Source organism: Cellulomonas biazotea (assembly GCF_004306155.1).
Lineage (GTDB): Bacteria > Actinomycetota > Actinomycetes > Actinomycetales > Cellulomonadaceae > Cellulomonas > Cellulomonas biazotea.
In genome coordinates this window covers 1-10,201 of sequence record NZ_BIMR01000002.1, presented here as the reverse complement: position 1 = coordinate 10,201, position 10,201 = coordinate 1, and the positions used below count along the sequence as shown (strand labels likewise).

Below are 10,201 nucleotides of genomic sequence, written 5' to 3'. Positions count from 1 at the left end.
GGGCGGCCCGCTGCCCCCCCGGCCCCTGACGTGTGTCCGAGGGTCGCGCTACGGTCCCCGAGGACCCGCCGGCCCCGCGTCGCCGGGTCCCGCGGCGGCACGACGGGCGACGGCGCCCGGACGACGACGGGAGGGTGGGCATGGACTGGTGGATCTGCCGGACGTGCGCGGTCGAGACGGCGCAGCGGCACGACGTGTGCCCGGTGTGCGCCGACGAGCGGCAGTGGGTGCCCGCGACCGGGCAGGTGTGGACGACGCTCGACGACCTGCAGGCCGAGGGGCACGACGTGCACGTGCGCGAGCTCGAGCCCGACCTGTTCGGCCTGACCGCGACGCCCGGCGTCGGGATCGCGCAGGAGTCGAAGATCGTCCGCACGCCCGCCGGGCTGCTGCTGTGGGACCCGCTCGGGTACCTCGACGACGCCGCCGTCGCGGCCGTCCGCGCGCTCGGGGACGTCGTCGCGGTCGCCGCGTCGCACCCGCACATGTTCGGCGTGCAGGTCGAGTGGAGCCGCGCGCTCGGCGGGGTGCCGGTCCTCGTGGCCGAGGCCGACGCGGCGTGGGTGCAGCGGCCCGACGCGGTCGTCGAGACGTGGACCGGCGAGCGGGAGGTGCTCCCGGGCGTCGTCCTGTCCCAGCCCGGCGGCCACTTCCCCGGCAGCTCCGTCGTGCACTGGCCCGGCGCCGACGGCCGCGGCGTGCTCCTGTCGGGCGACACGATCTTCGCCAACCCCGACCGCACCGCGTCGTTCATGCGCTCGTACCCGAACCGGATCCCGCTGTCGGGCGCCGTCGCGCTGCGGGTCGCCGATCACGTCGCGCGGCGGCCCTTCGACCGGCTCTACAACAACTTCGACGGCGTCATCCCGGCCGACGCGCTGGCCGTCGTGCAGCGGTCCGCCGCACGGCACGCCGCGTGGACGCGCGGGGACTTCGACGACCTGACCTGACGCGCTCGGCGTGCGGGCGGCGCGGCCCGCGCCTACCGTCACGGGGTCGCCCGTCCCGGCCGGTCCCCCGCGGGAACGGCGGCCGACGCCCGCCCCGCGCACCCCCCGACCGTCAGGAGCCGCCATGTGGGCCTTCTTCTCCCGCCGTCTGCGCACGTTCCTGCTGGCCGTCGTGCTGGCGCCCGTCGTCGCCGTCGTCGCCCGCCGCCTCGCCGAGCGCGTCGAGCGCGCGCACCCCGAGCCGACCGTCGCGTCCCGGGGGCTGCGGCTCGTCGAGTCCGCCGCGGGGACCGTGCGCCGCGTCCTGCGCTGACGCGATCGCTCACTGACGGCCGTGCGCTGACGGCTGTGCGCTGACGGCCTGGCGCTGACGGTCGCGCGACGACCTTCGGGCTGCCGACGCCCGGTCGACGTCAGGTGAAGTACGCGCCGCCGTTGACGTCGAGCACCGTGCCCGTCACGAACGCCGCACCGTCGGACACCAGGTAGAGGACCGCCTCCGCGACGTCGTCCGGCACGCCCGCGCGACCCACCGCCGCCGCGGCGACCGCCGCCCGCTGCGCGGGCTCCGGGGTGTGCGTCGCGTGGAACGGCGTCTGCGCGACGAACCCGGGCGCGACCGCGTTGACCGTGATCCGGCGCGGGCCGAGCTCGCGCGCCAGCGACCGGGTGAACCCCTCCAGCGCCGCCTTCGCGGTCGTGTACGCGACCATCCCCGTCCCACCGCCGCTGCGGGCGGCCTGCGCACCGATGCTCACGACCCGGCCGCCGTCGGGCATGACCGACAGGGCCGCGCGCGTCGCGTAGAACACCGACGACAGGTTGAGGTCGAGGACGTGGTGCCAGTGCGCGTCGTCCATCGCCGCGACCGACCGCCGCTCGACGATCCCGCCCACGTTGTTGACGAGCAGGTCGATCCCGCCGCCGAGCGCCGCCGCCGCACCGCTCACGGCCTTGTCGACGTCCCACGAGTGCCGCGCGTCGACCTGGAACGCGGCCGCCGTGCGCCCCTCCTCCTCGATCTCGGCGAGGACCTGCGCGGCGTCGTGCGCGAGGTGGGTGACCGCGACGTCGGCGCCGGCACGCGCGAGCGCCACGGCGACGGCCCGGCCGATACCGGTCGCACCGCCGGTCACCAGCGCGCGACGCCCCTTGAGCGCTTCGTCCACGTCCGTCCCTCCTCCGTCCCGCACCGCACCGGTGTCGGCTTCGGCGGGAGCCCGGGACCCGGGTCGCGGCGCCGCTGGCGGAACGTTACCGACCGGTTCGTCCCACGGACAGCAGTCGTGCCCGATTCGTCCGTCCGGCCGCCACCCGGACGGACGCACCGACGGCCGCGCGGACGGACCCGCGGGCGGTGCGCCGTCGTCACGTCCGAGCGCCCACGGCGGGCGGCGCGGGCCGCTGTCGGCGGCGGCGGGTAGCGTCGGGCGCCATGCGCCTGGCCACCTGGAACATCAACTCGATCCGTGCCCGCACCGACCGCGCGGTCGCCTTCCTGGAGCGGACCGGCGTCGACATCCTCGCGCTGCAGGAGACCAAGTGCAAGGACGAGCAGTTCCCCCGCGAGCCGTTCGAGGCCCTCGGGTACGAGGTCGTGACCAGCGGCTTCAGCCAGTGGAACGGCGTCGCGATCCTGTCCCGGGTCGGCGCGAAGGACGTCGAGGTCGGCTTCCCCGGCATGCCGACGTGGGGCGACCCCGCCGCCGCCGAGGCCCGGGCGCTCGGCGTCACGTGCGGCGACGTGCGCGTCTGGAGCCTGTACGTGCCGAACGGTCGGGAGGTCGACGACCCGCACTACGCCTACAAGCTCGACTGGCTGGGCCGGCTGCGCGACGCCGCGGACGGCTGGCTCACCGCCGACCCGCAGGCGCAGGTCGCGCTCGTCGGCGACTGGAACATCGCGCCGCTCGACACCGACGTGTGGGACCCGGCCTTCTTCGCGGGCCGCACCCACGTCACGCCCGCCGAGCGCGACGCGTTCACCGCGCTCGCCGAGGTCGGCTACACCGAGGTCTCCCGCGAGCACCTGCCCGCCGAGCACACCTACACCTACTGGGACTACCAGCAGCTGCGGTTCCCCCGGAACGAGGGCATGCGCATCGACCTCACCTACGCGTCGCCCGCCCTCGCCGCGCGGGTGTCCGGCGTGACGATCGAGCGGAACGAGCGCAAGGGCAAGGCGCCGTCGGACCACGTGCCCGTCGTGCTCGAGATCGACGGCTGACCCGGGCCGCGGGGGCGACGGCTCGGGCGGGCACTCCCCACGTCGGCGGCGTCCGCTAGGTTGCGTCGCATGAGCAACGAGTCGGGCAAGACGCCCGAGCGCGACCCCTTCGCCGCCCCGGACGACGACGCGACGCCCGTCGACGCGACCCGGCCCCTCCCGCCGCCGCCCAGCGGGTACGAGGCCGTCCCGCCCGCGGCACCGGCCGCGCCCGCCGCACCGGAGGCTCCCGGTCCCGCGGCGTCGAGCGCTCCCGTCCCGCCGTACGGTGCGCCCGGTGCGCCCGGTGCTCCCGCGTACGGCGCGCCCGCCGGGCAGACGCCCTACGGTGCGCCCGGTCAGGCCGGTCCGACGCCCTACGGCGCGGCGGGCCAGACGCCGTACGGCGCGCCGTCGCAGGCCGGTCCGGGGCCGTACGGCGCACCCGGCCAGGCCGGCCAGCCGGGTCAGCCCGGTCAGCCGCCCTACGGTGCCGCCGGGCAGCCGCCCTACGGCGCGCCCGGACAGCCGCCGTACGGCCAGCAGGGTCAGCCGCCCTACGGCCAGGCGCCCTACGGCGGCCCCGGCTACGGCGTGCCCGCTCCCCCCACCGACGGCCTCGCGGTGGCGTCGTTCGCCACCAGCACCGGTGGTCTGCTGCTCACCGGCGGGCTCGTCTCCCCGGTCGGCCTCGGGCTCGGCATCGCGGCGCTGCGGCGCATCAAGCGCACGGGCAACGGCGGACGGCCCTGGGCGATCGCCGGCATCGTCATCGGCATCGTCGGGACGCTGTCGATCCTCGTCATCGCGGGCCTCACGATCGCGTTCGTCGTCGCCGCCTCGAACTCCGACGAGTTCGCGACGTCCCTCGAGCAGCTCGGCGAGGACCTCGAGCAGGACCTGGCCACGCCCGACGACCTCGCGTCGCCCGACGACAGCTTCTCCGACGACCTCGGCTACTACGTGCTGCGTGACGACATCGCCGTCGGGCAGTGCCTCGACGCGTACCCGATGCAGTACGACATGAGCGACGTCACCGTCGTGCCGTGCGCCGACCTGCACGACACGGAGGTCGTCGCGACCGTCGAGCTCGAGGACGCGATCCTCGACGAGGAGTCCAGCCCGGCCTACACGGCGGCGCTCGACGCGTGCGGGGCGGCCATCGACGCCGCCGCGCCGGGGCTGCTCGCCCAGGGCGGGTTCGCCGAGGTCTACTACGCGCACCCCGACGACTTCACGTCGCCGGGCGGCTCGACCGCGCTCTGCACGTACACGTCGGACGGCTTCGACCTGACCGGCTCGATCGTCGCCGGCGACCTGCTGGTCGGCGGGCAGGCGGTCGGCTCCTGAGCGAGCAGCCCCCGGGTGACCGCTACGCCTACCCGGAGCCGTACTACGCACCCGGGTGGGAGGACCTCCGGCCGCGACGCGAGCCGACGGCCGTCTGGGCGCTCGTCGCGGGCGTCCTCCTGCTCGGGCCGGTCGCGCTCGCCCTGGGGCTCGTCGCCCTGCGGCGCATCGCGACGCACGGCACCCGCGGACGCGGGCTCGCGGTCGCGGGCGTCGTGCTCGGCGGCGTCGGGACGCTCGCGCTGGTCGGCGTGGTCGTCGCGGGCACCCTCACCGCACAGGCGCAGCGTCCGCTGCCCGCCGACGTCACGTCCGCGCGGGACGCGCACGCCGGGCAGCTCGTCACGGGCTCGTGCGTCGGGGAGCTCCCCGCGGACGGGTCCGTCGGCGTCGTGCGGGTCGTGCCGTGCGCGCAGGAGCACGAGGCGCAGGTCGTCACGCAGCTCGACTTCGACCCCGACGCGGTGTGGCCCGGGCAGGCGGCGGCCGACGCGCGGGTGGCGCGGGCGTGCGTGCTCGACGCGTCGGAGGTCGCGGCCGGCGTCCGGCCCGTGACGTGGGCACCGACCGAGCAGGGCTGGGCGCGCGGCGACCGGCGCGGGCTGTGCCTGGCCGTCGTCGACGGCGGCGGGGTGACGGGGTCGTTCCTCGACGGCTCGGCCGAGGTGCCCTGAGCGGGTCGGCCGGCACCGGTCACGAGGTCAGGTGCGTGACGCGGTCCGGCGGCGCCGGGTGCGGGTCCACACGAACCGCCCGACGAGCCACGCGAGGATCACGTACACGAGCCAGTTCAGCCAGTCGCTGTACCGCCCGATGTCCTCCCACCGGTCCCCGAGCGCGTACCCGGCGAGGATCAGCCCCGCGTTCCACACGCCGGAGCCGATGAGCGTGTAGACGCTGAACCGCAGCAGCGGCATCCGCTCGACGCCCGCGGGGATCGACACGAGGCTGCGGACGACGGGCACGCACCGGCCGACGAGCACGGCGGCACCGCCACGGCGCACGAACCACTGCTCGGCCCGGTCGAGGTCCTCGACCTCGACGAGCGGCACCTTCTGCAGCCAGCGCCGCAGCCGGACCCGACCGACGCCCGCCCCGACGCCGTACAGCGCCCACGCGCCGACCAGCGAGCCGAGCGTCGACGCGACGATCGCCCACACCAGCGACATGCCGCCCTGGCTCGCGACGTACCCGGCGACGGGCAGCACGACCTCGGACGGCAGCGGCGGGAAGATGTTCTCCAGCGCGACGAGCAGCCCGACGCCGAGGGGTCCGAGGGCCGCGATGACGGTCACGACCCACCCGACGAGGCCGGTGAGCTCGTGCTCGGCTGCGGCTCCTGCGAGGCCGGTGTGCGGGGCGAACCCGGCGGCGGCCAGGTGGAGCGGCGTTCTCATCGTCCCGATGCTGTCATCCGACGGCGCGGACCGCCCGGCGGCAGCCCCGGGTCGGGCCGTCACTCGCCCGGGTAGACGACCCCCAGCTGCCTGCGGGCCTCGTCGGCGGTCTCGAGGATGCGGACCGACTCGGCGAGCGGGAGCAGCGGCGAGTCCGTGCGCCCCTCGGCCACGTACGTCGCGAACGCGGCGGCCTGGAACGCCAGGCCGCCGTACCCCTCGACCCGGTTCCCGTCCCATGTCGCGGTGCGACCGTCGACGGTCACCGTGACGCGCGCGGGCACGTACGCGGGGTCCTCGACGTCGATCCGTCCGCGGGCGCCGACGACACGCGTGGACGTGCCGGTGTGCGTGAGCATCGACGTGAAGAGCTGCGCCTGCGCGGTGCCGTAGCCGACCTGCAGGCTGACCTGCGCGTCCACGCCGCTGTCGGTGCGCGACCCGGTGGCCTGCACCGCGTCGGGCGTGACGCCCAGGCCGGCGTGGCGGGCGACGAACGACGCGAACGCCACGGGGTAGACGCCGAGGTCCAGCAGGACGCCGCCCGCGAGGGCGGGGTCGACGAGCCGGTGCGTCGGGTCGGGCGTGGCCCGCACCCCGTACTCACCGGTGACGCGGCCGACGTCGCCGAGCGCGCCGTCGTCGAGGAGCTGGCGGATGACGTCGGTGTGCGGCAGGTACCGCGTCCACATCGCCTCCATGAGCAGCACCCCGGCGTCGCGGGCGGCGGCGACGAGCGCGCGCGCCTCGGTCGCGTTGCGCGTGAACGCCTTCTCGACGAGCACGTGCTTGCCGGCACGCAGCGCGAGCAGCGCCTGGTCGTGGTGGTGGCTGTGCGGGCTGGCGACGTAGACGGCGTCGACCTCGGGGTCGGCGACGAGCGCCTCGTACGACCCGTGCGCCCGCTCGACGCCGTGCTCGGACGCGAACGCCTGGGCCCGCTCGACGGACCGCGACCCGGCGGCGACGAGCCGCTGACGGGTGTGCGCGCCGACCGCGTCGGCCCACCGGCCGGCGATGTAGCCGGGGGCGAGGATCCCCCACCGCAGCGGCGGGGCGTCGGCGGGGTCGGCGGTGCGCGGCTCGGGGAGGACCAGGTCGGAGGGCATGCGGGCCAGCGTGCCATGCGCGCGCCGACGACGACGCCCGGGCCGGCACCGTGGCCGGGCACCGGGCGTCGCGTCAGGTGGCGCACGTCGCCCTCGGTGACGCGCGGGGCGCGTCGGGCGGGGTGGCGGACGTCAGGCGGTCGCGGCGACCGTGAGCGTCGGGCCGTCCCGGTCGACGCGGACGGTCTGGCCGTCGTGGATGCCGCCGGAGAGCAGCGCGCGGGCGAGCCGGTCGCCGATCTCCCGCTGCACGAGCCGCCGCAGGGGGCGGGCGCCGTAGGCGGGGTCGTACCCCTCCAGGGCCAGCCACTCGCGGGCGGCGGGCGTGACGTCGAGCGTGAGCCGACGGTCGGCGAGGCGCCGCGCGAGGGACTCGACCTGCAGCTCGACGATGTGCCCGATCTCGTCGAGGCTCAGCGGGTCGAACAGGACGACGTCGTCGAGACGGTTGAGGAACTCCGGCTTGAACGCGGTCCGCACGGCGCTCATGACGGCCTCGCGCTTGGCCTCGTCGGACAGCAGCGGGTCGACGAGGAACTGCGACCCGAGGTTCGACGTGAGCACGAGGATGACGTTGCGGAAGTCGACCGTGCGGCCCTGGCCGTCGGTGAGGCGGCCGTCGTCGAGCACCTGCAGCAGGACGTCGAACACCTCGGGGTGCGCCTTCTCGACCTCGTCGAGCAGCACGACCGAGTACGGGCGGCGACGGACGGCCTCGGTGAGCTGGCCGCCCTCCTCGTACCCGACGTACCCGGGGGGCGCACCGACGAGCCGCGCGACCGAGTGCTTCTCGGCGTACTCGGACATGTCGATGCGGACCATGGCGCGCTCGTCGTCGAACAGGAAGTCCGCGAGCGCCTTCGCGAGCTCGGTCTTGCCGACGCCGGTCGGGCCGAGGAACAGGAACGAGCCGGTGGGGCGGTCGGGGTCGGAGATGCCCGCGCGGGCGCGGCGGACCGCGTCGGACACGGCCGCGACGGCGGTGCGCTGGCCGATGAGCCGCTCGCCGAGGACGTCCTCCATGCGCAGCAGCTTCGCGGTCTCGCCCTCCAGCAGACGCCCGGCGGGGATGCCCGTCCAGGCGGCGACGACCTCGGCGACCTCGTCGGGCCCGACCTTGTCGGCGATCATCGGGGTGCCCTGCGGGGCGACCTCGGCGTCGGTCGCCTCCTCGGACGCCTCCGCGGCGGCGATCTCCCGCTCCAGGGCGGGGATCTCGCCGTACTGGATGCGCGCGGCGGCCTCCAGGTCGCCCTCGCGCAGCAGCCGGTCGGCGTCGGTGCGCAGCGTGTCGAGCCGCGCCTTGAGGTCGCCGACGAGGTTGTGGCCGGCCTTCTCCTTCTCCCAGCGGGCGGTGAGCGCGGCGAGGTCCTCGCGCCGGTCGGCGAGGTCCTGGCGCAGCCGCTCCAGCCGGTCGAGCGACGCGGGGTCGTCCGACTCGGACAGGACGACCTCCTCCATCTCGAGGCGGGTCACGGCGCGGCGCAGCTCGTCGATCTCGACGGGCGAGGAGTCGAGCTCCATGCGCAGCCGGGACGCGGCCTCGTCGACGAGGTCGATCGCCTTGTCGGGCAGCTGGCGGCCCGTGATGTACCGGTCGGACAGGGTCGCGGCGGCGACGAGCGCGGCGTCGGAGATCGTGACCTTGTGGTGCGCCTCGTAGCGCTCCTTGAGGCCGCGCAGGATCGCGACGGTGTCCTCGACGGACGGCTCGCCGACGAAGACCTGCTGGAACCGGCGCTCCAGGGCGGGGTCCTTCTCGATGCGCTCGCGGTACTCGTCGAGCGTCGTCGCGCCGACCAGCCGCAGCTCGCCGCGCGCCAGCATGGGCTTGAGCATGTTGCCCGCGTCCATCGCGCCCTCGGACCCGGCGCCCGCGCCGACGACGGTGTGCAGCTCGTCGATGAACGTGACGACCTGCCCCTCGGCCCCGGTGATCTCGGCGAGGACGGCCTTGAGCCGCTCCTCGAACTCGCCGCGGTACTTGGCGCCCGCGACCATCGCCGCGAGGTCCAGGCTGACGAGGCGCTTGCCACGCAGGGACTCCGGCACGTCACCGGCGACGATGCGCTGCGCGAGCCCCTCGACGACGGCGGTCTTGCCGACGCCGGGCTCGCCGATGAGCACGGGGTTGTTCTTGGTGCGGCGGGACAGCACCTGGATGACGCGCCGGATCTCCGCGTCGCGCCCGATGACCGGGTCGAGCTTGCCGTCCCGCGCCCGCTGCGTGAGGTCGATGCCGTACTGCTCGAGCGCCTTGAACGTGCCCTCGGGGTTCGGCGTGGTGACGCGGGCGTTGCCGCGGACGTTCGGCAGCGCCGCGAGCAGCGCGTCGCGGGACGCACCCGCGGCACGCAGGGCGTCGGCGACGCCGGACTGCCCGGCCGCGAGCCCGACAAGCAGGTGCTCGGTCGAGACGTAGTCGTCGCCGAGCGTGCGCGCCTCGGCGGACGCGGCCTCCAGCGCCGCGGCGGTCGCGCGCGACGCGGACGGCTGCGCGACGGTCTGCCCGGCGGACGACGGCAGCCCGACGAGCGTCGAGCGGACCGAGCGGCCGAGCGCGGCGCGGTCGGCGCCGACGGCGTCGAGGAGCCCGTTCGCGACGCCGCCCTCCTGCTGCAGCAGGGCGGACAGGACGTGCGCGGGCTCGAGCTGCGGGTTCCCGGCGGCCGACGCCTGCTGGATGGCGTCGCCGAGGGCCTCCTGCGAGCGGGTGGTGAACTTCGCGTCCACGGGACCTCCACTTCGGACGGGTGGGTGCTGGTCGTCTCAACGCCGGCCAAAGTTGAGTCTATTCCACTCAACTTCCACCGCCACCCCGGCGGCGGTCAGGGCGACGACTGCTCCCGCACGTCGACCGCCCCCGCGACCACCCGCTGCTCACCGTCACCCATGACCACGAACCCCTGGACGACGATGTCCGTCCGCGCGACCCGGGCCGACAGGTCGACCTCGCGACCACCCACGGCGAACGAGGGCATGACGACGGCGGTGCCCGTACGCTCGGCTGCCGGCACCACGACCGACGTGCCGGGCGATCCGCCCAGGACGTCCCCCGCGGCGTCCCTCGCCACGACCTGCGCACGGAGCACGAGGAGCCCGTCCGGCACGGAGCCGCGTCCGACCGTGACCTCGTACCCGTCGACCGGATCGGCCGCGAGCGTGAGACGCAGGTCGGCCGATCCGGTC

At 75.6% G+C, this 10,201-nt stretch carries 10 protein-coding genes; 5 read left to right on the top strand and 5 right to left on the bottom strand.

Going from position 1 to position 10,201, the window contains the following annotated elements:
- Nucleotides 1-140: 140 nt before the first annotated feature.
- Nucleotides 141-950, top strand: a complete 810-nt coding sequence (locus tag CBZ_RS00070) for an MBL fold metallo-hydrolase (protein WP_130779588.1) — start codon at nucleotides 141-143, stop codon at nucleotides 948-950.
- A 124-nt stretch (nucleotides 951-1,074) separates the two neighbouring features.
- Nucleotides 1,075-1,263: a hypothetical protein gene (locus tag CBZ_RS00065; RefSeq protein ID WP_130779587.1), complete on the top strand. Its 189-nt coding sequence runs from the start codon at nucleotides 1,075-1,077 to the stop codon at nucleotides 1,261-1,263.
- 100 nt (nucleotides 1,264-1,363) lie between these two features.
- Here CBZ_RS00065 and CBZ_RS00060 read toward each other — a convergent pair whose 3' ends face one another.
- Nucleotides 1,364-2,119 carry an SDR family NAD(P)-dependent oxidoreductase gene (locus CBZ_RS00060; RefSeq protein WP_130779586.1) on the bottom strand — a complete coding sequence of 252 codons (756 nt, stop codon included), beginning with the start codon at nucleotides 2,117-2,119 and terminating at the stop codon, nucleotides 1,364-1,366.
- A gap of 266 nt (nucleotides 2,120-2,385) precedes the next feature.
- On the opposite strand from CBZ_RS00060, the gene CBZ_RS00055 reads away from it, so the two are divergent.
- The 3 genes from CBZ_RS00055 (at nucleotide 2,386) to CBZ_RS21935 (ending at nucleotide 5,180) form a co-directional block, all read left to right on the top strand.
- A complete protein-coding gene (locus CBZ_RS00055) occupies nucleotides 2,386-3,177 on the top strand; it encodes an exodeoxyribonuclease III (protein WP_130779585.1) in 792 nt (263 codons plus the stop codon).
- 69 nt (nucleotides 3,178-3,246) lie between these two features.
- Entirely contained in the window at nucleotides 3,247-4,506 is a 1,260-nt protein-coding gene (locus tag CBZ_RS21610) for a DUF4190 domain-containing protein (RefSeq protein ID WP_176587341.1), read from the top strand.
- Nucleotides 4,419-5,180: a DUF4190 domain-containing protein gene (locus tag CBZ_RS21935; RefSeq protein WP_281274831.1), complete on the top strand. Its 762-nt coding sequence runs from the start codon at nucleotides 4,419-4,421 to the stop codon at nucleotides 5,178-5,180. The genes CBZ_RS21610 and CBZ_RS21935 overlap by 88 nt, the downstream gene beginning before the upstream one ends.
- A gap of 27 nt (nucleotides 5,181-5,207) precedes the next feature.
- Here CBZ_RS21935 and CBZ_RS00040 read toward each other — a convergent pair whose 3' ends face one another.
- From CBZ_RS00040 to CBZ_RS20645, 4 genes are all read right to left on the bottom strand, one after another.
- Nucleotides 5,208-5,903 (bottom strand): DedA family protein, encoded by a 696-nt coding sequence (locus tag CBZ_RS00040; protein ID WP_130779584.1) that lies wholly within the window; start codon nucleotides 5,901-5,903, stop codon nucleotides 5,208-5,210.
- Between the two features lie 59 nt (nucleotides 5,904-5,962).
- Nucleotides 5,963-7,012: a Gfo/Idh/MocA family protein gene (locus tag CBZ_RS00035; protein WP_130779583.1), complete on the bottom strand. Its 1,050-nt coding sequence runs from the start codon at nucleotides 7,010-7,012 to the stop codon at nucleotides 5,963-5,965.
- Nucleotides 7,013-7,144: 132 nt separating this feature from the next.
- On the bottom strand, nucleotides 7,145-9,745 hold the full coding sequence (clpB, locus tag CBZ_RS00030; protein ID WP_130779582.1) for an ATP-dependent chaperone ClpB: 2,601 nt from the start codon (nucleotides 9,743-9,745) through the stop codon (nucleotides 7,145-7,147).
- Between the two features lie 95 nt (nucleotides 9,746-9,840).
- On the bottom strand, nucleotides 9,841-10,201 hold a 361-nt coding region (locus tag CBZ_RS20645), incomplete at its 5' end, for a hypothetical protein (protein ID WP_165446587.1).